This window comes from Xanthomonas sp. D-36-1 (assembly GCF_017746155.1).
GTDB lineage: Bacteria > Pseudomonadota > Gammaproteobacteria > Xanthomonadales > Xanthomonadaceae > Xanthomonas > Xanthomonas cissicola.
In genome coordinates, this window is record NZ_JAGHWR010000056.1 from 1 (window position 1) to 23688 (window position 23688).

Consider the following 23688-nt stretch of genomic DNA (forward strand, 5'->3'; position numbering starts at 1 on the left):
GATTGTTCAGAGTTTCCCTAACGACAACAACAGCTGGAGCAATACGTTGCCAGGTACCTTGGAGAGCGCTCCCGAACGTGCCGGCTATGTGTTGTATCGCAGTCAATTCACACCCTGGCAGGGCATGCAGATCCGCGGCGGCATACTCGACCTGGGCCGCCTCAGCGGGCCGGCGCAGGTATTTCTGGACGGCCGCGCGGTCGCCCAGGCAGCGGCCGGAACACTGATCACCGTGGCGCTTGCACCCGCGGCCGGCGAGCGCACGCTGGCAGTGATTCTGCAGGTCGCTGCCGATCAACCGTTTGGATTCCACGACGTCGTTACCGTGCATTATCGGAACTCGCCATGACCTGCTCACTGTTTTCCTCATCGTCGCCTGCGCGCCTGTTCGCCGTGGTGCTGGGTGCGTTGCTCGCCACTCCCGTCCCCGTGCTGGCGGCACCGCCCGCGCAGGCGGTCGTGCAGCGCCTGATCGGCGCGCGTGCCGCCCAGTTCGACATGACCGTCGCACCGCGTGGCGATGGTGCAGACTGGTATCGCATCGACGCTGGCGGCGATACGGTGCGCATTGCCGGCTCCTCGCAAGTGGCCTTGGCGCGTGGCGCCTATGCGTATCTCGGTCAAGCCGGTGCGGCCTCGATGAGTTGGGAGGGAGACCGCGTGGCACTGCCAGCGCAATGGCCGGCCTACAGCAGTGGTCAAGTGCGCACGCCCTTTGCCCACCGCGCCTATCTCAATACCTGCACCTACGGCTACACGACGCCGTTCTGGGATTGGCCGCGCTGGCAGCGCGAGATCGACTGGATGGCCTTGCATGGCATCGACATGCCGCTGGCGATGGAAGGCCAGGAAGCGATCTGGCAAGCGTTGTGGCGACAGTTCGATGTCAGCGATGACGCGCTGGCGGAGTATTTTTCCGGCCCGGCGTTCACGCCGTGGCAGCGCATGGGCAATATCGAAGGCTATCGCGCACCGCTGCCGCAACACTGGATCGATAGCAAACGCGTGCTGCAGAAGCAGATCCTGAAGCGCATGCGCGAGTTGGGCATGCAGCCGGTGCTGCCGGCATTTGCCGGCTACGTGCCCAGGGCGTTCGCGCAGGCGCATCCGCATGCGCGCATCTATCGCATGCGCGCCTGGGAAGGCTTTTACGAGACCTATTGGCTGGATCCGCGCGATCCGCTGTTTGCCAAGGTCGCGCGGCGGTTCCTTGAGCTGTACACCCAGACCTACGGCGCAGGCGAGTTCTACCTGGCCGATGCCTTCAACGAAATGCTGCCACCCGTGGCCGACGATGGCAGCGACGTGACTGCCGCCAAGTACGGCGACAGCATCGCCAACTCCGATGCTGCGCGGGCAAAAGCGGTACCGCCAGCGCAACGCGATGCACGCCTGGCCGAGTACGGGCAGGCGTTGTATCGCTCCATCGCGCAGGTGAATCCGAAGGCGACCTGGGTGATGCAGGGCTGGCTGTTCGGTGCCGACCGCGAGTTCTGGCAAGCGCAGGCGATCGCTGCGTTTCTCGGCAAGGTGCCCGACGCGCGCTTGATGGTGCTGGACATCGGCAACGACCGCTATCCCGGTACCTGGAAGGCATCGCAGGCCTTCGACAACAAACAGTGGATCTACGGCTACGTGCATAACTACGGCGCTAGCAATCCGTTGTACGGCGACTTCGCGTTTTATCGCCAAGATCTGCAAGCCTTGCTGGCCGATCCGGGCAAACGCAATCTGCGCGGCTTCGGCGTGTTTCCGGAAGGCCTGCACAGCAATTCGGTGATCTACGAGTATCTCTACGCGCTGGCCTGGGAAGGCCCGCAACAATCGTGGTCGCAGTGGCTCACGCACTATCTGCGCGCGCGCTACGGCCGCAGCGATGCTGCATTACTGGGCGCATGGGCTGATCTGGAAGCAGGCATCTACCAGACCCGCTACTGGTCGCCACGCTGGTGGAACAAGCGTGCCGGTGCCTACCTGCTGTTCAAGCGGCCGACTGCCGACATCGTCGATTTCGACGATCGTCCTGGCGACCCGCAACGCCTGCGCCGCGCCATCGATGCGTTGCTGCAGCAGGCCAACCGTTATGCCGACGCGCCGCTGTATCGCTACGATTTGATCGAAGACGCGCGCCACTACCTGAGCCTGCAGGCCGACCGTCAGTTGCAGGCAGTGGTGCAGGCCTACAATGCCGGCGATTTCGCGCGCGGCGATGCGCAGCTGGCGCGCACCACGCAACTGGTGCGGGGACTGGATGCGCTAGTTGGCGGGCAACACGACACCTTGGCCGACTGGACCGGCCAGGCCGCCGCTGCGGCCGGCCATGATGCCGGATTGCGGCGCGCCTATGTCGGCAATGCGCGGGCGCAGGTCAGTGTCTGGGGCGGCGACGGCAACCTTGCTGACTACGCATCCAAGGCGTGGCAGGGCATGTACGCAGACTTCTATCTGCAGCGTTGGACGCGCTTTCTCAGCGCGTATCGTGCTGCACGCAAGGCCGGCACGCCGTTCGATGCGGTGGCCGTGGATCACCAGCTTGCAGCATGGGAACGCCAATGGTCCGCGCAGGACGAGATGTTGAAGCGTCAGCCGCCACGTGAGCCATTGCGCTTGCTGCACACCTTGCTGGCACAGGTAGATGCGCACGATCCAAAGCAACGCGCTTCGCAGGATCACGGGCGAGACGCGCGGCAGGAAAGTGCATCCGGTGGCGTTCAAAGCACCACGCAAGGGGTCGCTCAATGAACGAATCCGTGTTGCGCGCAGCGTTCATGCCGGAGCGCAGTTGCGTCGATGCAGGAGCCCAGACCACCAGGTATGCATGTCGCATCCACCTCCATGGCGTGGGCGAGGGCGTGCAATGAGCGCACGCACGCCCGCGGCTGCCACTCCCGCTGCAGCCGCATCGTCAAAGCGCGAACGCTTCCTCTCACTGGATGTGTTCCGCGGCCTGACCATCTTCCTGATGATTCTGGTCAACACCGCAGGACCGGGCGCGCAGGCGTACGCGCAGCTGACCCACGCGGCTTGGTTCGGCTTCACGCTGGCCGATCTGGTGTTTCCTTCGTTCCTGTTCGCGGTTGGGAGCGCGATGAGTTTCGCGCTGGCAACCAATACACCGCATCTGCAGTTCCTCGGCCGTGTGAGCAAGCGCGCTGCGCTGATCCTGCTGTGCGGTGTGCTGATGTACTGGTTTCCTTTTTTCCATCTGCAGCCAGATGGTGGATGGTCGTTCACGACGGTCGATCAACTTCGCCTGACCGGCGTATTGCAACGGATCGGCTTGTGCTACCTGGCGGCGGCATTGCTGGTGCGCTATCTGCCACCACGCGGCATCGCGCCTGTCTGCTTAGCACTGCTGTTGGGCTATTGGGCGTTGTTGTACGCCTTCGGCCAACCTGGCGCGGAATTGAGCAAGACCGGCAATGCCGGCACTCGCCTGGATCTGTGGCTGTATGGGCGTGATCACCTGTACCGCAAGGACGGCGGCTTCGATCCTGAGGGCCTGCTCGGCACGCTGTCGGCCACGGTCAATGTGCTGGCCGGTTATCTGTGCGGGCGCTTCCTGCAGCGACAAGGCAAGACCGTTGCCAGCACGCGCAGCTTGTTGTTGGCGGGCGCAGGTCTGGTGGTGCTGGCGCTGCTCTGGGCACCGGCCTGGCCGTTGTCGAAGAAGCTCTGGAGCGGCTCGTTCGTCGCCTGCACGGTTGGCCTGGATCTGCTGGCGCTGGGGGCATTGGTATACCTGCTGGAATTGCGCGGCTGGACCGGCGGCAGCGGATTCTTCACCGTCCTGGGGCGCAACCCGCTGGCGATCTACCTGTTCTCCGAATTGTTCGTGGTGGCGTTGCGGCTGATCCCTGCCGGAAGCTCCGGGCTGGACCTGTACGCCTGGGCCGGCATCGGCGTGTTCCAGACCATTGCGCCAGGACCACTCGGCTCGCTGCTGTGTGCGCTGAGCTACACGCTGATGTGCTGTGCGGTGGGTTGGTGGATGGATCGGCGGCGCTGGTACCTGCGGCTGTGATGGCATCGCCCATCCGGCGACGGGCCAGGGCGCAACGCACAGACCAGCTCCGCCCTGGCTGCACGATGCCCACCCGGGGCAGCGGTCAATGTGGCGCGGCGAGGCAAATCACGCGATTGCGGGCGTCGAGGTCGACCGCGGCCTGATGCGCGTCGGGCAAATTGGTACTATATTGGACCTAACGAATCCCCGTCGGTCCGGAGGACAGGCAGTGGTCAAACCGAAAACCAACGCCAGGACGGACGACGACCCCAGGATGGACGCGCTGGCACTGGACGCGTCCGCGCCGACCCCGCTGTATCTGCAACTGGCCGCCAAGCTCACCGACGCCATCCGTGGCGGGCAGTGGAAGGCCGGCGAGGCGCTGCCGGCCGAGCGCCAGCTGTGCGAGCGGCTGCAGATCTCGCGGGTGACCCTGCGCCAGGCGGTGGATGTGCTGGTCGAACAAGGCCTGGTCTCGCGCCGGCAGGGCGCCGGCACCTTCGTCACCACCCAGATCCAGCATCAGCTCAGCGGCCTGACCAGTTTCAGCGAGACGCTGCGCATCAAGGGCTATGAACCCGGGACGCGCTGGCTGGAACGGCGGCTGCGCCCGGCGCACGGCGAAGAGATCCTGCGCCTGGGCCTGTCGCCGGATGCGGCGGTGGCCTCGCTGACGCGTCTGCGCAGCGCCGACGACCGCGTGATGGCCTACGAGCACGCGGTGTTGCCGCAGCGCATCGTGGCCGACCCGCAGCAGATCGGCGATTCGCTCTACAGCTATCTCGATGCCCAGGGCACGCCGGTGGTGCGCGCGCTGCAGTACTTCCGCGCCATCAATCTGCCCGCACGGTTGGCCGAACACCTGCGCATGAAGACCGGCGAGGCGATTTTGCATGTGGTGCGCGTGGGCTATGCCCGCGATGGCAGCGCGATCGAATTGACCGACACCTATTGCCACAACGACTTCTACGATTTCGTCGCCGAACTGCGCCGCTGACGCCAACGGCATTCCCAACGACAACCTCAGAGCCCAGCCGATCCATGACTACCGCCAGGCCCGCAAACCCCGTTGTCTCGATCGCCATCGTCGGCGTGCTGTTTTTCATCATCGGCTTTTTCACCTGGATCAACGGGCCGCTGATCACCTTCGTGCGGCTGGCGTTCGACCTCAACGAGGTCAACGCATTCCTGGTGCTGATGGTGTTCTACCTGTCGTACTTCTTTCTGGCCTTGCCCTCGTCGTGGATTCTCAAGCGCACCGGCATGAAGAAAGGCCTGGCGCTGAGCCTGGTGGTGATGGCCGTGGGCGCAGCAGGCTTCGGCCAGTTCGCCACCCAGCGCTGGTATCCGGGCGCACTGGGCGGCCTGTTCGTGATCGGCAGCGGCCTGGCCTTGCTGCAGACGGCGATCAACCCCTACATCAGCATTCTCGGGCCGATCGAAAGTGCCGCGCGGCGTATCGCCTTGATGGGCATCTGCAACAAGATTGCCGGCATCCTGGCGCCGATCCTGATCGGCTCGCTGGTGCTGCACGGCATCGGCGACCTGTCCGCGCAGGTGGCCAGCGCCGATGCGACGACCAAGGAAACCTTGCTCACCGCCTTCGCCGCTAAGATTCACGCGCCGTATCTGGTGATGTCTGGCGTCCTGCTGTTGCTGGCCATTGGCGTGCTGTTCTCGCCATTGCCCGAGCTCAAGCCCTCCGAGGCCAACGCCACGCCGGGCGCGACCGGCGGCGTGCAGAAATCCAGCATCTTCCAGTTCCCGCACCTGTGGCTGGGCGTGCTGTGCCTGTTCGTCTACGTGGGCGTGGAAGTGATGGCCGGCGATGCCATCGGCACCTACGGGCACGGCTTCAATCTCCCGTTGGACAGCACCAAGATCTTCACCTCCTACACGCTGGGCGCAATGTTGCTGGGCTACATCGCCGGCCTGGTACTGATTCCGCGCGTGATCTCGCAGGCGCGGTACCTGAGCGTGTCGGCGGTGCTGGGCGTGCTGTTCTCGCTCGGTGCCTTGTTCACCCACGGCTACGTGTCGGTGGGCTTCGTCGCCGCGCTCGGCTTTGCCAACGCGATGATGTGGCCGGCGATCTTTCCGCTGGCCATTCGCGGACTGGGCCGGTTCACCGAGATCGGCTCGGCATTGCTGGTGATGGGCATTGCTGGCGGCGCGATCATTCCGCAGCTGTTCGCCATCCTCAAACAGCATTACGACTTTCAGGTCGTGTTCGCTGCACTGATGGTGCCGTGCTATCTGTACATCCTGTTCTATTCGCTGCGCGGTCATCGCGTGGGCCTGCCGGCCCAGGCCAAGTGATCGCGGCGGCATGATGCGTTCCGACGGACAAGGTACATCCATGCGCAGGCCCACCATCAAAGATGTCGCCGAGCGCGCCAAGGTCTCGTTGAAGACCGTGTCGCGGGTGATCAACAACGAGCCATCGGTGATGCAGGCCACGCGTGCACGCGTGCTGCGCGCCATCGCCGATCTCGACTACGAACCCGATCCGTCCGCGCGCAATCTGCGCAGCGGCACGCCGTTCGTGATCGGCCTGGTGTACGACAACCCCAACCCGTACCACATCATCGGCATCCAGAATGGCGTGCTGGCCGCGTGCCGCGAAACCGGTTTCGGCTTGCAGATCCATCCCTGCGATTCCACCTCGCCGTTGCTGGCCGAAGAACTGGCCGAATGGGTGCAGCGCTCGCGCCTGGCCGGCGTGGTGTTGACCGCGCCGATGTCCGAGCGGCCGGAATTGCTGGCCGGCCTGGCCGCGCGCGGCATCAAGAGCGTGCGCATCATCGCCTCCACCGACGACCCCGGCGATGGCCCGTGCGTGTATATCGACGACCGCGATGCCGCGTATGAAATCACCGAGCACCTGATCCAGCTCGGCCATCAACGTATCGGCTTCCTGTGGGGCGGCCCGCAGCATCGCTCCAGCGGCGAACGTTACGCCGGCTACGAAGCGGCGTTGAAGGATTACGGCATCAGCCTGGACAAGCACCTGGTGATTCCCGGCGATTACACTTTCGACGATGGCTTCCGTGGCGCACGCCGGCTGTTGTCGTTGCGCGAGCCGCCTACCGCCATCTTCGGCAGCAACGACGAGATCGCCGCAGGCGTGCTGGCCGCAGCCAAGTCCACCGGCATGAACGTGCCGTATCAATTGTCGATCGCCGGGTTCGAAGACAGCCCGTTCTCGCGCCAGTCGTGGCCGGCATTGACCACTGCCAAGCAGGCCACCGACGACATCGCGCGGCATGCCGCACGCTTGTTGATCAGCCAGCTGCGCAGCGACGCCTACGACGACCAACCGGCGCAATTGCAGAGCCGCGGCTTCGTGCCGCAGTTGGTGGTGCGCGGCTCCACCGCGCCGGCGCCTGCGTCCACCGGCAAACCCCTTCCTCCTGAATCTGCCTGAGCCACGATGAGCCTTCCCTCCGACACCGAGACCTTGATGTTCCGCGAAGCGGCGCAGACCGCCGATGTGGTTGCTGCACAGTTCGCGCGTAATGCCGACACCATCGCCGCGCTTGCGCAATCGCTGCGCGAGACGCCGCCGCCGTTCGTGGTGACCTGCGCGCGCGGTAGCTCCGATCATGCGGCCACCTATGCCAAGTACCTGTTCGAAACCCAGCTCGGCATCGTCACCGCATCTGCGTCGCCGTCGGTGGGCTCGGTCTATGCAGCGCCGCTGCAACTGCGCGGCGCGCTGTACATCGTGATTTCGCAATCGGGCAAGAGCCCGGATCTGCTGCGTAATGCCGAAGCCGCCAAGGCTGCCGGCGCGCGCGTGGTCGCCCTGGTCAACGTGGAGGATTCGCCGCTGGCGCAACTGGCCGAGGTGGTGATTCCGCTGGGCGCAGGCCCGGAAAAAAGCGTGGCCGCCACCAAGAGTTATCTCGCTTCGCTGGCCGCTGTCCTGCATCTGGGCGCGGTGTGGAAAAACGACCCCGCCTTGCTTGCCGCGCTCGACGCATTGCCGCAGCAGTTGCGCAGCGCGTGGCAGGCCGATTGGTCCGCGCTCACCGCCGGCCTGGTGCCTGCGCACAACCTGTTCGTGCTCGGCCGCGGCCTGGGCCTGGGCGCAGCGCAGGAAGCGGCATTGAAGTTCAAGGAAACCTGCGGCCTGCATGCCGAAGCCTACAGCTCGGCCGAGGTTAAGCACGGGCCGATGGCCCTGGTGGGGCCGGGGTTCCCGGTGCTGGTATTCGCACAGCCCGACGAAACCGGTGCCGGTACACGCGCACTGGCCGAAGAATTCCGCGCGCGTGGCGCGCAGGTGTGGCTGGCCGCGCCCGGTGGCGATTTGCCGCTGGCAGAGGCCGCGCACCCGGCCTGTGCGCCGCTGCTGACCGTGCAGAGCTTCTATCGCGCGATCAACGCATTGGCATTGCAGCGTGGCAACAATCCCGATCTGCCGCCGCATCTGAACAAGGTCACGGAAACCGTCTGATCATGCACGCTCTCACGACTCAGGCACTGTGCAACGCACGTGTGCTCACCGACAACGGATTGCAGGACGGCCTGGTCGTGGTGCTGGCTGGCACGCAGATCCAGGCGATCGTGCCGGCCGACGATGCGCGCGTTACGCAGGCCGACTCGCGCGTGGATCTGGGTGGCGCCAGCCTGTTGCCGGGCTTTATCGACATCCAGGTCAACGGCGGCGGCGGCGTGTTGTTCAACAACGCACGCGACCCGCAGGCACTGGCCACGATCGCCGCCGCGCATCGTCGCTTCGGCACCACCGGCATGCTGCCGACCTTGATCAGCGACACTGCCGAGGTGATGGCCGAAGCGATCGATGCCACTCGCCAGGCCATCGCGCAAGGCGTACCCGGCGTACTCGGCATCCATCTGGAGGGCCCGTACCTGAGTCCTGCGCGCAAGGGCACGCACGACGCGGACAAGTTCCGCGTGCCGGACGCGCACGAGATTGCCGTCGATACCTCATTGGACAACGGCGTCACCCTGATCACGCTCGCACCCGAGCGCGTGCCGCTGGACGATATTGCTGCCTTCGTTGCCGGCGGCGCGCTCGTGTTCGCCGGCCACACTGCGGCCACCTACGAGCAGGCCCGCGATGGCATTGCCGCCGGCGTCAGTGGCTTCACTCACGTGTACAACGCGATGTCGCAGCTGGCTGGCCGCGAACCCAATGCGGTGGGCGCGGCACTGGAAGACCCGACGGTTTGGTGCGGCGTCATCGTCGACGGCGTGCACGTGCATCCGGCCAGCTTGCGTGTGGCGCTCGCGGCCAAACCACGCGGCAAGCTGCTGCTGGTCACCGACGCCATGCCGATGGTCGGCAGCGAAAGCGCCAGCTTCGACCTCTACGGCGAAACCATCACCGCCGTGGACGGCGTGGTGCGAAATGCCGATGGTGCACTGGCCGGCTCCGCATTGGACATGGCCACCGCCGTGCGCAACAGCGTGCGCTGGCTGGGCGTGGACCTGGCCGAAGCCGCGCGCATGGCTTCCACCTATCCCGCGCAATGCATTGGCCTGGGCGAACGCCTGGGGCGCATCGCACCCGGCTACCAAGCCGATCTGGTGCTGGTGGATGACGATGTGCAGGTGTTGAGTACGTGGGTGGCTGGTCAGCGCGACTAAGCGCCGCCGCCCACACGGCTGCGTCGCCGCAGCGGAACGCGGCCGGTGCTCGAAGCGGCATTACCACCGGTCCGCTGCCGCTTCCGTGCGCTGACCGTGCCCAAGCCACCGCTGCTTGCGACCTTTCTTGGCCGGCCGAGGCATCGGGGGCGCCGCATTGCGTGATGCGGCGCGTGCGTTGTGTTTGATCCTTGAAATGCAGGGGCATGCAGCGGCTGATGCATCGAGTCGTCGCATGTCGTAAGCTTCGCCTTCCCCCAACAAACGTGCTCGTTGCCGTCGGCACGTGATGTGTCAGCGTTGTGCCGGGCCGACTGGGCTGCGCCGGACGCTGGCGCCGTCCAGGCCCCGCGGCAGCGATGAAACCAGTCCTGCGGTGGTGAGGCTGTTGTCTGACCGGACATGCGCAGCTGGCGACCTGCTATCGGACGACAGCGCAGCGTTCCAACCTGCGCAAGTTGTATGCGCATCATCCACGCGCGCAGCGCAGCACACTTCGCGTGCGCAGGCGCTTTGCATCGCAACATTCGGGTGCGCCACCTTGTGCGAATGGGGCGTAGGGCGCAGTGGTCTGCATCGACGCCAAGGGCAGTGAGACAACGATCACGCCATCATCCCGATATCTGCAGGGAGGGCGTTGTTTAGCGCATAAAAATGGACGTATGCAGCAACAGGTTGACACTGCAAGCCACGGAAGGCACCTTCGCTGGTAACGTTCTCAGCGAAGAACATCTGCTCGACGTTCGAGAGGACGATAACCGGCCGTGGTTCCAGCGGTCCGGCTTTTACCCGCATGTCGTCATGCAATGCGGGTGGCTGTTCGTATCCGGCACAGGGGACGGATCACGGGCATGGCACGCGCGTCGCGCGCCGTCGTGCAACCAGACGGTTGCCATCCGACATCAGTGATGAGGTCCACGCAATGCTGTTTTCCCGTCTGTTCGCGTTGTCCCCTTGTGTTCCGGTATCTGCGTCCGTCAACCCACTGCGCCGCTCACCATTGAGTGCGGCTGTCAGGCGTCTGCTCCTAGGTGGCGCCAGTTTGGCCTGCGTCGCAAGCCTTCCCGCAGTTGCGCAGGAGCAGCCCGCACCCGCGCAGCAACAGACACCGCCACCAACCAATCCCTCGGTTTCCACCCTGGACGAAATCAAGGTGGTGGGTTACCAGGCCAGCCTGGGCAAGGCGCTCAACGTCAAGCGCAACGCCGATGCGATCGTCGATGCGATCAGCGCCGAAGACATCGGCAAGTTTCCCGATACCAATGTTGCCGAATCGCTGTCGCGCTTGTCCGGTATCACCGTGGACCGGCAGTTCGGCGAAGGCGAGAAAGTCAGCATCCTGGGCACCGATCCGGCGCTCAACCGTGTGTTGCTCAACGGCCAGACCATTGCATCGACCAGTTGGGGCGGCGACCCCAACGACCCGGACAGCCGCTCGTTCAACTACAGCACCCTGGCGCCGGAAGTGGTCGGCTTGATGGAGGTCTATAAGACGCCCGAAGCGCGCATCGACGAGGGTTCCATCGGCGGCACCGTGATCGTGCATACGCGCAAACCGCTGGATCTGGATCGCAATACGCTCACCGGGACCGTGAGCTATGGCTACAACGATCGCTCCGACGAAGGCAAGCCGAATGCCTCGGCGCTGTATAGCTGGAAGAATCAGGACCAAACCCTGGGCGTGCTTACCTCGGTGATGCATTCGCAGCGTGTCCTGCGCCGCGACGGGGTTGAAATTTTCGGCTACGACAATGTGCAGGGCGCCGGGTTTCCGCCGGGTGTGGTCGGCAACAACACCGGCGTGTTTCCAACGTCGATCAACACGGCGTTGTTCCAGCAAACACGCAAGCGCGACGGTGTCAGCGCGGCGCTGCAGTGGAAGCCGGACAGCGATTTCGAGCTCAATCTGACTGGCTTGTATGTCAAGGAAAGCTTCGATAACTACAACCAGAGCCGCTACGGTTATTGGGGCTCGACGCCGGGCGATGCGCAGGCCTTGGGCTTCGAGAACGGTGTCGCCACCTCGGGTACCTTCGGCGACCAGTCCAACACCTATCTCGACGGCTATCTGCGCAATAGCCAGGTCAGCACCGGCAGCATCCACCTGCGCACCGACTGGCATGGCGATGGGTGGAACGCCTCCAGCCAGGTGGGTTACACCAGTTCGCAAGGCGGCGCCGAGCGTATCTACGGCATCCAGTTCCGCAATCTGGCCGGCTACAGCTACGCCATCGACGGGCGCCGTACCGCGATGGACTACAGCACCGATCCCACCAATGCGGCAGCGATGCAGATCAACAACGCCTCGGCCAGTCACAGCCCGCAGTACGACAAGGAGCGCTATCTGCAGCTGGACTTCGATCATGCGGTGGAGTGGGGGCCGTTTACGCAGATCCTCACCGGCATCAAGCTCACCAATCACGCCACCGGGCAATCGTCCTACAGCCGTACCTGGACCCCGAACGATGGCAGCACGCTGGCGGCATTCTCGCCGGGCACCACGCCGTCGGGCTATCTGGATGGGCTGTCGACCAGCGCCGACATGCAACGCTGGTCGACCATCGACAGCGGTGCGATCAGCCGGTATATCAGCGGACTGGAAGGCGACGACGGTCTGCCGATCAGCTATGCCGGCAACTACAGCATCGAGGAGCAGAACCGTGCATGGTTCCTGCAAGGCAACTTCTCCGGCGAGCGGTATCGCGGCAACATCGGCGTGCGCTATGTGCATTCACGCGATTCAACGGATGGCTTCAGCTATGCGCCGGGCGGCGGTTACACGCCGGTCAACTTTCTCAGCAGCTACGGCAAATGGTTGCCTTCGTTCAATGTCGCCTACGACCTGCGCGACGACCTGATGCTGCGGTTTGCCGCCTCCAAAGTGATCGCGCGGCCGCGCTACACCAACATGACGCCGTACGTGGCCACCGACGACACCACGCTGACGGCGTCGACCGGCAACCCAGGACTGAGCCCGTACGAATCGACCAACCTCGGTGCATCGCTGGAGTGGTATTTCTCCGACAGCAGCCTGCTCAGTAGCGAATTCTTCTCGCGCGACATCTCCAACTACATCCTGACCACGGTGCAGGAGCGTGTCTTCTTCAATAACGCCACCGGCGGCTCGAGCACCTACCAGACATCGGTGCCTACCAACGCCGGCGATGCCAAGGTGCGCGGTGTCGCGCTCAATCTGCAGCACAATTTCGGCAATGGCTTCGGCGTGGTGGCCAACTACCCTATTCCGATTCCAAGACCGACGGCGATTACAGCCTTCCGTACAACTCGCGCAATGCCTACAACATCAGCCCGTACTACGAACAAGGCAAGTGGAGTGCGCGGGTGAATCTGGGTTGGCGCTCGGAATACTTCACCCAGATTGGCCGGCTCAACGGGCAGCAGATGACCGACGCGTTTACGCAAGTCGATGCGTCATTCGGCTACCAGGCCACCGAGCGACTGCGCGTGGCGCTGGAAGCCACCAATTTGCTGGACGAAACCTACTTCAGCTACATCGGCAACAAGAACCAGCCGTACTACATCTACAAGAACGGTCGCTCTTTCATGTTGAGCCTGAGTTTCAAGCTGTAATGCCTGGCCAGGGCGGCTGCGTTGTGCAGCCGCCTTCATCTCGTGGCGAGTTCCTGGCTTTGAATGGCAGGTTCCGGCAGCCGTGCGGTTCGCTGCAATGTCGCTCTTTCTAACGTTTCCGCATTCCGTTGCATGCAGAAAACGGTGCGCACGAGACGTCGCTATGCACCGATGTTTCGCGCTGCTGCAATCGCGGCAATACGCGCCTTCGTCAGTGCCTCGCCGATCTGCGGCCCTTGCAGACCCTCGGCCGCCAGATCCCGCGCATTGATCGCCAGTGCCGCGGCATGGAGCCGTTCGAGTGCTTCGCCCTGCGGGTACGCGGCCTCTTCACTGCCCAGACGGCCACGCTTGTCGGCTTCGCAGACCAGTGCCAGCTGCGCGATACGCTCCGGCCGGCGAAACGCATCGCAGCGCACCAGCAGCTCGTGCAGCGTGCGGTCGCGGAGCTCGGCCAGGCGATGGACATTCAAGTGCTCGCGGCAGGCGATGATGGCAAGTTGCCGAAAGTCCTGCGGCACCTTGAGCCGCTCGCACAGCGCCTGCAATGGCGCGACGCCGCGTTGCTCGTGCATGACATGGCGCGGCCATTGCTCTTGCGGCGTGAGCGCCTTACCCAGGTCGTGGGTCAGTGCAGCAAAGCCCACCAGCGCATCGCCGGGCGCGAGACGCGCGGCCATATCGCTCACCATTTCCTGGTGAATGCCGGTATCGACCTCCGGATGGAATTCGGCGCGCTGCGGCACGCCGTACAGCGCATCGACTTCCGGCAGGATAACGCGCAGCGCATCGGTGTCGTGCAGCGTGCGCAGGAACGCCGAGGGCTGCGCGCAGCTCAATGCGCGGCGCAGCTCCTGCCACACGCGCTCCGGTACCAGGCTGTCGAGTTCGCCACTGGCGGCCATGTCCCGCATCAGTGCCGCAGTTTCAGGCGCGAGAGTGAATCCCAGCGGTGCCAGCCGCGCCATGAAGCGCGCGGCACGCAACACGCGCACAGGATCTTCGATGAACGCCGGGCCGACGTGCCGTAATACGCGCGCCTGCAGGTCACGCGCACCGTTGTACGGGTCGAACAATTGGCCGGTGTCCTCATCGCGCGCGATTGCGTTGATGGTGAAGTCCCGGCGCAGCAGGTCTTCTTCCAGTGTCACCGATGGGTCGGCATCCACCACGAAGCCGCGATATCCACGGCCGGATTTGCGCTCGGTACGCGCCAGTGCGTATTCCTCGCCACTGCGCGGGTGCACAAACACGGGGAAATCCTTGCCGACCGGCTTGAACCCCTGCGCTTCCATCTGCGCCTGATCTGCGCCAACCACCACCCAGTCGCGGTCGCCAGCCGGCTGGTCAAGCAATGCATCGCGGACTGCGCCGCCAACGAGGTAGATCTTCATCAGCGCATGATGCCCGAGCCATCATGTACCTGTCTCTGCGGTGTCCTCGCCGCTTGCGGGACCATTGGCGGTGGCTGCCGCCAACGCGCTCATGGACGAGTTCACGGTAAATGCCGAGGTGGCAGGAGCACCTCACGCTCGAACCAGAAGAGTCACCGGCGCGCAGGTGCATCGCCGGCGATGTAGTAGTCGGCAGTACTGCGCGGTAAGGGCGCGCGACCGCGCATGCGGTCGGCGATTTTCTCGGCAATCATGATGGTGGTGGCGTTGAGGTTGCCAGTGATGATGCGCGGCATGATCGAGGCGTCGATCACGCGCAGACCCTCCATGCCGTGCACCCGGCCCTGGCCGTCGACAACTGCCATGTCGTCGGTGCCCATCGCGCAGGAGCAGGAGGGGTGATAGGCGGTTTCTGCGCGAGAGCGGACGAATGCGTCCAGCTCCGCATCGGTCTTGCAGTCCGCACTGGGGCTGATCTCGCGGCCGCGATACGCGTCGAGTGCGGGCTGGGCGATGATCTCGCGGGTGATGCGGATCGCATCGCGGAATTCCTGCCAGTCCTGGTCGGTGGATTGGTAGTTGAACAGGATCGAAGGATGCTGGCGCGGGTCGCGCGATCTGGCGTGCACCCGCCCGCGGCTGGGTGTGCGCATCGAGCCGACGTGCGCTTGAAAGCCGTGCTCCTTGACCGCATTGCTGCCGTTGTAATTGATGGCAACCGGAAGGAAGTGGTACTGGATGTTGGGCCAGTCGAATTCCTCGCGCGTGCGGATGAAGCCGCCGGCTTCGAACTGATTGCTGGCACCGGTGCCCGTACCGGCGAACAGCCATTGCGCACCGATGGCCGGTTGGTTCCACCACTGCAATGCCGGATACAAGGACACCGGCTTGGTGCATGCGTACTGGATATACACCTCCAGGTGGTCCTGCAGGTTCTGGCCGACACCGGGCAGGTCGTGCACCAGCTGCACATCGAGTGCGCGCAGCAGACCGGGTGCGCCCACGCCGGAGCGTTGCAACAGCTGCGGCGAGGCGATCGCACCCGCGCACACCAGCACTTCGCGGCGTGCATGCGCATCGATTCCTTCGCTTCTGTGACCCACCAGGTAATGCACGCCGATGGCGCGCTTGCCTGCAAACAAAATGCGATCGGTGGTGGCGTGGGTGACGATATGCAGGCCATCGCGCGGCTTGGCCATGTCCAGGTAGCCGCGCGCAGTGCTGGCGCGGCGCCCGCGTGGTGTCACCGTGCGGTCCATCGGTCCGAAGCCTTCCTGCTGGTAGCCGTTGAGATCGTCGGTGCGCGGATAGCCCGCCTGTACGCCTGCCTCGACCATGGCATGGAACAACACGTTATTGTCGTTCTTCGGCGTTGCCACGCTGACCGGGCCGTCGCCACCGTGATAGTCGTTGGCGCCGATATCACGCGTCTCTGCCTTGCGGAAGTACGGAAGGACATCGCGGTAGCTCCAGTCCTCCAGGCCGGGGCGCTTGGCCCAATGATCGAAGTCGAGCGCATTGCCGCGGATGTAGCACATGCCATTGATCAGCGATGAACCGCCCAGGCCCTTGCCGCGACCGCACTCCATGCGCCGGTTGTCCATGTAAGGTTCCGGCTCGGTTTCATAGGCCCAGTTGTAGCGGCGGCCCTGCAATGGAAAGGCCAATGCTGCCGGCATCTGCGTCCGGAAATCCAGCCGGTAATCCGGCCCGCCCGCTTCGAGCAGTAGCACGGTCACGCCGGGATCTTCGGTCAGGCGTGCCGCCAGCACGTTGCCTGCCGAGCCGGCGCCGATGATGATGTAGTCGTATTCGCGTTGCATGGTGTTCTCCTGATGCGGTAACGGTGCGGTGGCGATCGAGGTGGATGGCGCAGACGCAGGCGTGCGCGCGGGGGGCGATCGCGGCGCGTCGCTGCCGCCGCGCTTGCGTGCGCCGGCTCCCCGCCGTCAGAACACCGACGCGTAACGTTCCAGTTCGATCTGGACCGATTTGGTGCGCGTGTAGGCCTGCAAGGTCGCCAGGCCGTTTTCGCGCCCCACGCCGGACTGCTTGTAGCCGCCCACCGGCATCGGGGCCGGCGACTCGCCCCAGGTGTTGACCCAGCAGATACCCGCTTCCAGGCGATGGATCAGCCGGTGTGCACGCGCCAGATCCGGTGTGACCACGCCTGCAGCCAGCCCATACGTGGTGGCGTTGGCACGCGTCACTGCTTCGTCTTCGTCGTCGTAGGTGAGCAGGCTCAGGACCGGTCCGAAGATTTCCTCGCGCACGATGGTCATCACATCGGTGCAATCGCTGAAGATGGTCGGCGCCACGTAATAGCCTTGCGCCAGTGCGCCATCCTGCAGACGCTCGCCGCCGCACAGCAGACGTGCGCCTTCTGCCTTGCCCTGTTCGATATGCTCCAGCACGCGCTGCATATGCGCGGCGCTGACCAGCGGACCGAAGGTGGTGCGCTCGTCGAGCGGGTCGCCGATATGGATCCGTTGCACGCGGGCCAGCAGGCGCGCTTCGAATGCGTGACGCAAGGCGCGCGGCACGAACACGCGCGTGCCGTTGGTGCACACCTGCCCGGAGCTGTAGAAGTTGGCCATCATGGCGATGTCGGCCGCCAGGTCCAGATCGGCATCGGCGCAGACAATCAGCGGCGACTTGCCGCCCAGTTCCATGGTCACCTCCTTCAGCGACGAACTCGATGCGCTGGCCATCACCTTGCGGCCGGTGGCGGTGCCGCCGGTGAAACTGATCTTTTCGATCTGCGGATGCTCGGTGAGCGCAGTGCCCACGCTGGCGCCATCGCCGGGCAGCACGTTGAACACCCCATCGGGCAGGCCGGCCTCGGTAAAGATTTCGGCCAGTTTCAGCGCGGTGAGCGGGGTGACTTCGCTGGGTTTGAAGATCATCGCGTTACCGGCGGCCAAAGCGGGCGCGGCTTTCCATAGTGCGATCTGGATGGGGTAATTCCACGCGCCGATCGCACCCACCACGCCCAGCGGTTCGTGGCGCGTGTAGAAGAAACTGCCTTCGCGCAGGGGCACTTGCGCACCCTGCAGCGCCTGCGCCACGCCAGCGTAATACTCCAGTACGTCGGCGCCGGTGACCACATCGACGCTGCGTGTTTCGCTCAGCGGCTTGCCGGTGTTGAGCGTTTCCAATTCGGCCAGCGCATCGTTACGTTCGCGCAGCAACGCCACCGCACGCAGCAGAATGCGCGAGCGCTCCACCGTCGTCAGGGCTGCCCATCGTTGCTGGCCTGCCTTCGCGCTATCGACGGCGGCGTCCAGATCGTCGGCGCCGGCGTTGTGCACGTTGGCCAGCACCTCGCCGGTTGCGGGGTTGACCACTTCGAACGTGTGGCCGCCGCGGGCGGGAACATAACGGCCGCCGATATACAGCAACCGGTCGGGGAAACGTGGCATGACAAACCTCCTGTGGGACGGTCGCCGCAGCGACGCACCTTTAGCGGGTGAGATGCAGGAACTGCAGGTGACGTTCGTATTGATCGATGATGTCGTTGATGATCTGTTCGCGGCTGTAGCCCACCAGGTCGTAGTCCTGGCTGCCTTCGTACAGGTAGACCTCGGCGCGGTAGTAGCGCTGGTTGCGGAAGCGCTGCGCGGCAAACGACGGAGTGAGATACCCACGCATCACGATTTGATAGCGGAAACCCTGCTGTTCGCCGTGATCGACGCTGATTTCCATGTCGCCGTCGTCGATGCGGCTGCTTACCTTCCAACCTTCCTCTTGCAGCTGTGCGGTGACCGCTTCGATGGCCGGGCGCACCTGGTCGTGCATGAAGCGATACACCTCATCGCGCGCCGGGAAGTGCATCGCCTGGCCCAACCGCTGACGCCAGCCGCCGTGGTGGCGTGATTGCCCGATCAACGGGCTGGGGCTGTAAAGCTGCGCGCGTTTGCGCTGCGATTCTTCGCTGAGTGCGCGCGACAGGCCCCAGGCCATCAGCAGCAGCACTGCAGAGAATGGCAGCGAGGCCAGCACCACCGCCGATTTCAGTGCGTCCATGCTGCCGGCCAGCAACAAGCCTGCCGTGACCACGGCAGTGAGTACGCCCCAGAACACACGCAGCCAGCGCGGGCCATCGTCGTGCGGTTCGCCGCCGTGAGAGGAGAGCGTGGACAACACCACCGTGCCGGAATCGGCGGAGGTCACGAAGAACACGAAACTGATCGCCACCGTGACCGTGATGACCGTGCGGCTCCACGGGTAACTCTGCAGCAACGCATACAGCACGGTCTGCGGCGCGTCGATGGCCTGCTGCGCCCACGTTGCCTGGCCGTGATGCAGCAGCTGATCCAGCGCGCTGTTGCCGAAGATCGACAGCCATGCCAGCGTAAACCCGAGCGGGATCAGCAACACCCCCAGCACGAATTCGCGAATGGTCCGGCCGCGCGAGATGCGCGCGATGAACAGCCCGACGAAGGGCGCCCAACCGATCCACCAGGCCCAATAGAACACCGTCCAGTTGCCCAGCCAATCGGCGCGGCCACCATAGGCATATACGTCGAAACTCTTGTTCACCACGCTGCCCAGGTAGTCGCCCAGGTTTTGCATCAGCGCATTGAGCAGGTACTGCGTCGGGCCGGCGAACAGCATGAACAACAGCAGCGCCATGGCCAGGAGCATGTTGATGTCCGACATCCAGCGCACGCCTTTTTCGACGCCGGAGACCGCCACCACAATGGCCGCGCCCATCATCGCCACGATCAGCGCCACCTGCACCCAGTGCGTATGCGGCACGTCCATCAAGGTGGTCAGGCCGGCGTTGAGATGCAGCACGCCAAAGCCCATGTCCGCGCCCAGGCCGAACACGGTGGCCACGATGCCCAGCGCATCCACGGTGTAGCCGATCGGCCCGTTGATGCGTTTGCCGATCAGCGGATACAACGCCGAGCGCAGCGCCAGCGGCAGGTTGTGGCGGAAGGCGAAGTACGCCAGCGCCATGGCCGTCAGCGCGAACACGCCCCAACCATGCAGGCCCCAATGCAGGAACAGCACCTGCATCGCCTGGCGCGCGGACGCTTCGCCACTGCCGGTACCACCCTGGGGCGGTTGCAGATAATGCGTCAACGGCTCGGAGACGCAGAAGAAGAACAGCGTGATGCTGATGCCCGCGGCGAACAGCATGCCAGCCCAGGAGAGGTAACTGAATTCCGGCTCGTCGTGATCGGCGCCGAGTTTGATGTTGCCGTAGCTGGACAGGGCCGTGGCTAGCACGAACACCAGATACAGCGTCATCGCCAGCAGGTAGTACCAGCCGACATTGCGCGACGCCCAGGTCTGCGCATCCAGCAGCACACGTCCTGATTTCAGCGGGAACAACGACACCAGCAAGGCAAACGTGCACACGACAGTGGCTGCCAGCACGAACACCGGGCGCAGGGTGCGTACCGGCAAGGTGTGCGGCGCTGTCGCACTCATGGCGACACACTCATACGCTGCATATCACGTGCTGCGCTCCCAACGAAAAACCGCCTGCGTTATCGCACAGGCGGTGTCGAGGGGACGTCAGCGGTCGAGTTCGCCAATGCGAACCGGTCATCACTTTTCCGGTTGTTCAGAGCGGCCAACAACACGTAGTGAGCAGTCGTTAGGTAGGTGTGGGCGGTGCGCTCAGAACCGGAGTGGCCGAGTGGTACAAGCCGATTACAGCATCGGCCGCGCCCCGCCTGGCGGCTGCGCAGGAGTTCTGTTGGCCGCTCTTAACGCAGCAATTGCTTTGGTACGCGGATATCCATCCCCACTGCCAGATGATCTGAAAACGCGGCCGGAATCGCTTCGGTATGTTCGATCACCAGGCTGTCGCTGACCAGGATGTGGTCGATCGCCCGGTCCGGACGCCAACTGGGAAAGGTGTGCACGTCGCAGCTCGGCGGTTGCAGACGGGTATGGCGATAGAGCGACTGCATCTCCGGTCGATCGGCCATGCAATTGAAATCGCCCATCAACATCGCGTTGGGATGGTCGGACAACAGTTCGGCGATGAAGGCCAGCTGCGCCATGCGCGAATTGGCGCCCAGCGACAGGTGCGCCACCGCCACGGCCAGGCCATCGCGGCCCTCACCGAATTTCGCCAGCAGGATGCCGCGTCCGCCGATGCGGCCGGGCAGGGCATGGTCCTGTACTTCCACCGGTTCGAGCTTGCTCAGCAAACCGTTGGCGCTGGAGGCCACCCCACCCATGCGACGGTTGGGTTGGTGGCTCCAGTAATCGAAACCGGCGCGCTCGGCCAGATAGTGGGTCTGGTTGGTGAAACCCGAGCGCAGGCTGCCGGGGTCGGCCTCCTGCAGGCCGACGATGTCGCGTTCGCCCACCAGCTTAGCGATGCTGTCCAGGCTGGTGCGCTTGCTGCCCAGCGGCAAAGCGTGCGACCAGCTACGCGTCACATAGTCGCTGTAACGGCGGGTGCTGGAGCCAGCCTGGATGTTGGCGGTCAGCACCCGCAGGGTGCGCGAGTCCGAAGCGTTCACGACGTTGCGTTCGCGCGACTCACTTGGCCAGCGTGGCGCGTTCGCGCGCGATCAGGTGATCGGCAATGCGCAGCATGTCCGGGAAGCTCTGGCCCTTGACCAGATACTTGCCGTTGACGATCAGCGACGGGGTGCCGGTGATCTTGCTACGGGTGGCGAACTGCTTGGCGCGGTTGGTCTTGGCCGAGACGCCGAAGCTGCTCATGGTGTCGACGAAGGTCTTCTGGTCCACGCCGTACTTGGCGTAGAACGCGGCGATGTCCTGCACCGAATCCTTGCCACGCTCGCCCTTGAGGGTCTGGTCGACGTGGATGGCCTTGTACAAGGCTTCATGGGTCTTTTCCTGCACGCCCAGAGTTTCGGCAGCATAGAAGGCGCGGCCGTAGTCATCCCACGGGCCACCGAACATGGCCGGCACATAGACGAAATGCACGTCCGACGGCAGACCCGCCTTCCATGGCCCGATCAGCGGCTGGAACGCGTTGCAGGCAGGGCAGACGTAGCCGAAGACTTCGGCCACTTCGATCTTGCCGGCGGCCTGCTGATAGGGCTGGCCACCGTCGATGTCCAGATAATCGGTGCCGGCGACCGGCTCGGGGCCATTGGGCGCGCGCGGGGCAGCGCTGGGCGCGGCAGGCGGCGGAGTGGTGGCGCTTTCGCCGACTGCAGGCGGAGCGGCGGGGTCTGCGGCCGGGGTAGCGGCAGCAGGGGCGGGCGCCGTTTCGGCAGCTGGGGTGGTGGCGGCAGGTGCGGTATCGGACGAACCGTCCTGTGCCTTGCAGGCGACCAGGATCGGCAACAGCGCCATCAGCGTCAGGGCGAAGCGGGTCTTCATCGGATTGGATCTCCAGCGTGGGGCGAGAAAAGGGCCGGACGGCCGCGGGGCGCATGATGCCACGCGCGGCCGTCGCTGGCGGTTATGCGGTTCAGCGCTTGGCCGGCGCGGCGTGCTCGCGGGCGATCAGGTAGTCGGCAATGCGCAGCATGTCCGGGTAATTGCGTGCGCCGATCAGGTAGCGGCCGTTGACGATGATGGCCGGAGTGCCGGGGATCTTGCTGCGCAGCGCGAACTCGCGCGCGGCCTTGAGCTTGGCATCCACCGCCTCGCTCTTGTAGGTCTCGATGAAACGCTGCTGCGGAATGCCGTAACTGGCGTAGAACGCGGCCAGTTCTTCCGGCGCCACGTTCTGGGTGGGCACGGTCTGCTTTTCATGGATGGCGTCGAACATGGCGCGGTGACTGCGCTTGGCTACGCCCAGGATGTCGGCGGCGAAGTAGGCGCGTGCAAACGCGTCCCAGAAGCCACCAAAGGCCGCCGGCACCGGGGTGAAGCGCACATACGCCGGCTGCTTGGCCACCCAGGCTTCCAGCACCGGTTCGAAATGCGCGCAGTGCGGACAGGTGTAGCCGAAGACTTCGGTCACTTCGACCTTGCCGGCCAGCGGGGCGTACGGCTGGCCGCCGTCGATCAGGGTGTAGTCCTCGCCTTGGACCGGCGGGGCTTTCTTGTCGGCGGCGCAGGCCACCAGCGGCAACAGCAACAACAACAGCAGGGGCAGACGGGAAAGCAATTTCATGCGGGCTCCGTGGGGGGGCGAGGGGCGAGCGGTAAACGACGACGCCGGTCGCGGGACCGGCGTCGTGAAGCGGTGTTACGACGGCAGGGATCAGCTCACGAACGTGCGGGCGCTCCTGCAGGCGGCTGCGCCGCTGCTGCGTCATCGGCACGATCATGCAGGCCTTGCAGGTAGCTGGCCAGCGCCTGGATCTCCTGCTCGGTCAGCGGATGCGCCACCTGCGCCATGATATTGAACAGCGCCGGATTGCGCTCCTGGGTGGTGCCGGCCTGGTACTCCTTCAGGCGTCGCGCCACGTACTCGGCGTGCTGTCCGCCCAGGCGCGGATAGGCCGGGCCCGGATTGCCGCCACCGGACGGCCCATGGCAGGCCATGCAGGCCGGCACGCCGCGGGCGATGTCGCCGCCGCGGTAGAGCTTTTCGCCGACCTCGTAGAACTTCATGCCCTGGTAGGGGCCCTCGGCGATCGCCGCGTCGTCGGCGACGCCGGCAGAGGCCTTCTGGGTGGCGAAATAGGCGCCCAGATCGCGCATGTCCTGTGCGGTGAGGTCCTTGACGAAGGGCACCATCACCGCCGACATGCCGGTGTTGCGCTCGCCGCTGGCAATCAGCGCCACCTGGTGCGCCACGTAGCGCTCGGTCTGCCCGGCAATGCGCGGGTACATCGCCACTGCCGGATTGCCGTCCGGCCCATGGCAGGCTGCGCAGGCAGCTGCCTTGGTCTGGCCGGCCTTGGCATCTCCCCAGGTGGTCTTGGCCAGGTCCACCTCCAGCGGCGCAACGCGCACCGGCGGCGGATCGGGAATCGGCGTGACTGCCGATTGCGCAAACGCCACGGCCGCAATGACCGGGACGGCGAGGGCGGCGAGGACTAGCACACGAGCATGGCGCATCAGCTAAAGCTCCGTATGGACCCGGCCCGCGCGCGTTGGGTACTGGCAGTGGCAGGCGTGCTTCGATTATCGACACGCCTTTGCGTCAGGGTCAACGAACAGTGCAGCAAAACTGCC

The 23688-nt window shown here is 64.7% G+C and carries 16 protein-coding genes, 1 other RNA gene and 2 pseudogenes; 9 read left to right on the forward strand and 10 right to left on the reverse strand.

Going from position 1 to position 23688, the window contains the following annotated elements; all coding sequences use genetic code 11:
• The 8 genes and pseudogenes from J7367_RS15185 to nagA all read left to right on the forward strand — a co-directional run.
• Window positions 1-349 (forward strand): annotated as a pseudogene (locus J7367_RS15185) (beta-galactosidase); the annotation flags it as partial.
• Complete coding sequence (locus J7367_RS15190) at window positions 346-2742, forward strand: alpha-N-acetylglucosaminidase (protein WP_057663172.1); 2397 nt, start codon at window positions 346-348, stop codon at window positions 2740-2742. The pseudogene J7367_RS15185 and the gene J7367_RS15190, both read left to right, overlap by 4 nt.
• Before the next feature lie 115 nt (window positions 2743-2857).
• Complete coding sequence (locus J7367_RS15195) at window positions 2858-4024, forward strand: heparan-alpha-glucosaminide N-acetyltransferase domain-containing protein (protein WP_057663174.1); 1167 nt, start codon at window positions 2858-2860, stop codon at window positions 4022-4024.
• A 256-nt stretch (window positions 4025-4280) separates the two neighbouring features.
• Window positions 4281-5003: a GntR family transcriptional regulator gene (locus J7367_RS15200; RefSeq protein WP_005925199.1), complete on the forward strand. Its 723-nt coding sequence runs from the start codon at window positions 4281-4283 to the stop codon at window positions 5001-5003.
• 44 nt (window positions 5004-5047) lie between these two features.
• Window positions 5048-6325, forward strand: coding sequence for a sugar MFS transporter (locus J7367_RS15205; protein WP_003482635.1), 1278 nt, complete (start codon window positions 5048-5050; stop codon window positions 6323-6325).
• A 40-nt stretch (window positions 6326-6365) separates the two neighbouring features.
• Window positions 6366-7433, forward strand: a complete 1068-nt coding sequence (locus J7367_RS15210) for a LacI family DNA-binding transcriptional regulator (protein ID WP_003482633.1) — start codon at window positions 6366-6368, stop codon at window positions 7431-7433.
• A gap of 6 nt (window positions 7434-7439) precedes the next feature.
• Window positions 7440-8468 carry an SIS domain-containing protein gene (locus tag J7367_RS15215; RefSeq protein WP_057663179.1) on the forward strand — a complete coding sequence of 343 codons (1029 nt, stop codon included), beginning with the start codon at window positions 7440-7442 and terminating at the stop codon, window positions 8466-8468.
• Between the two features lie 2 nt (window positions 8469-8470).
• Window positions 8471-9625, forward strand: a complete 1155-nt coding sequence (nagA, locus tag J7367_RS15220; protein WP_007974066.1) for an N-acetylglucosamine-6-phosphate deacetylase — start codon at window positions 8471-8473, stop codon at window positions 9623-9625.
• A gap of 603 nt (window positions 9626-10228) precedes the next feature.
• Here the strand turns inward: nagA and J7367_RS15225 are convergent.
• Window positions 10229-10420, reverse strand: coding sequence for a hypothetical protein (locus J7367_RS15225; protein WP_033480895.1), 192 nt, complete (start codon window positions 10418-10420; stop codon window positions 10229-10231).
• Window positions 10421-10547: 127 nt separating this feature from the next.
• On the opposite strand from J7367_RS15225, the pseudogene J7367_RS15230 reads away from it, so the two are divergent.
• Window positions 10548-13216: pseudogene (locus J7367_RS15230) on the forward strand (TonB-dependent receptor).
• Between the two features lie 161 nt (window positions 13217-13377).
• Here the strand turns inward: J7367_RS15230 and J7367_RS15235 are convergent.
• From J7367_RS15235 to J7367_RS15275, 9 genes are all read right to left on the reverse strand, one after another.
• The gene (locus tag J7367_RS15235; RefSeq protein ID WP_007968611.1) at window positions 13378-14610 is read right to left on the reverse strand and encodes a multifunctional CCA addition/repair protein; all 1233 of its coding nucleotides are present in this window, start codon (window positions 14608-14610) and stop codon (window positions 13378-13380) included.
• A 152-nt stretch (window positions 14611-14762) separates the two neighbouring features.
• A complete protein-coding gene (gene betA, locus J7367_RS15240; RefSeq protein WP_057663181.1) occupies window positions 14763-16433 on the reverse strand; it encodes a choline dehydrogenase in 1671 nt (556 codons plus the stop codon).
• A 126-nt stretch (window positions 16434-16559) separates the two neighbouring features.
• A complete protein-coding gene (gene betB, locus J7367_RS15245; RefSeq protein WP_022558267.1) occupies window positions 16560-18032 on the reverse strand; it encodes a betaine-aldehyde dehydrogenase in 1473 nt (490 codons plus the stop codon).
• Between the two features lie 40 nt (window positions 18033-18072).
• On the reverse strand, window positions 18073-20052 hold the full coding sequence (betT, locus tag J7367_RS15250) for a choline BCCT transporter BetT (RefSeq protein ID WP_057663184.1): 1980 nt from the start codon (window positions 20050-20052) through the stop codon (window positions 18073-18075).
• 143 nt (window positions 20053-20195) lie between these two features.
• A non-coding RNA gene (locus J7367_RS15255) (sX9 sRNA) lies at window positions 20196-20272 on the reverse strand.
• Window positions 20273-20333: 61 nt separating this feature from the next.
• Window positions 20334-21071 (reverse strand): endonuclease/exonuclease/phosphatase family protein, encoded by a 738-nt coding sequence (locus J7367_RS15260; RefSeq protein ID WP_005911045.1) that lies wholly within the window; start codon window positions 21069-21071, stop codon window positions 20334-20336.
• A 49-nt stretch (window positions 21072-21120) separates the two neighbouring features.
• On the reverse strand, window positions 21121-21936 hold the full coding sequence (locus J7367_RS15265) for a thiol:disulfide interchange protein DsbA/DsbL (RefSeq protein ID WP_007968619.1): 816 nt from the start codon (window positions 21934-21936) through the stop codon (window positions 21121-21123).
• A gap of 91 nt (window positions 21937-22027) precedes the next feature.
• Window positions 22028-22678: a thiol:disulfide interchange protein DsbA/DsbL gene (locus J7367_RS15270; RefSeq protein WP_057663187.1), complete on the reverse strand. Its 651-nt coding sequence runs from the start codon at window positions 22676-22678 to the stop codon at window positions 22028-22030.
• A gap of 95 nt (window positions 22679-22773) precedes the next feature.
• The gene (locus tag J7367_RS15275) at window positions 22774-23571 is read right to left on the reverse strand and encodes a c-type cytochrome (RefSeq protein ID WP_007968623.1); all 798 of its coding nucleotides are present in this window, start codon (window positions 23569-23571) and stop codon (window positions 22774-22776) included.
• Between the last annotated feature and the right edge of the window lie 117 nt (window positions 23572-23688).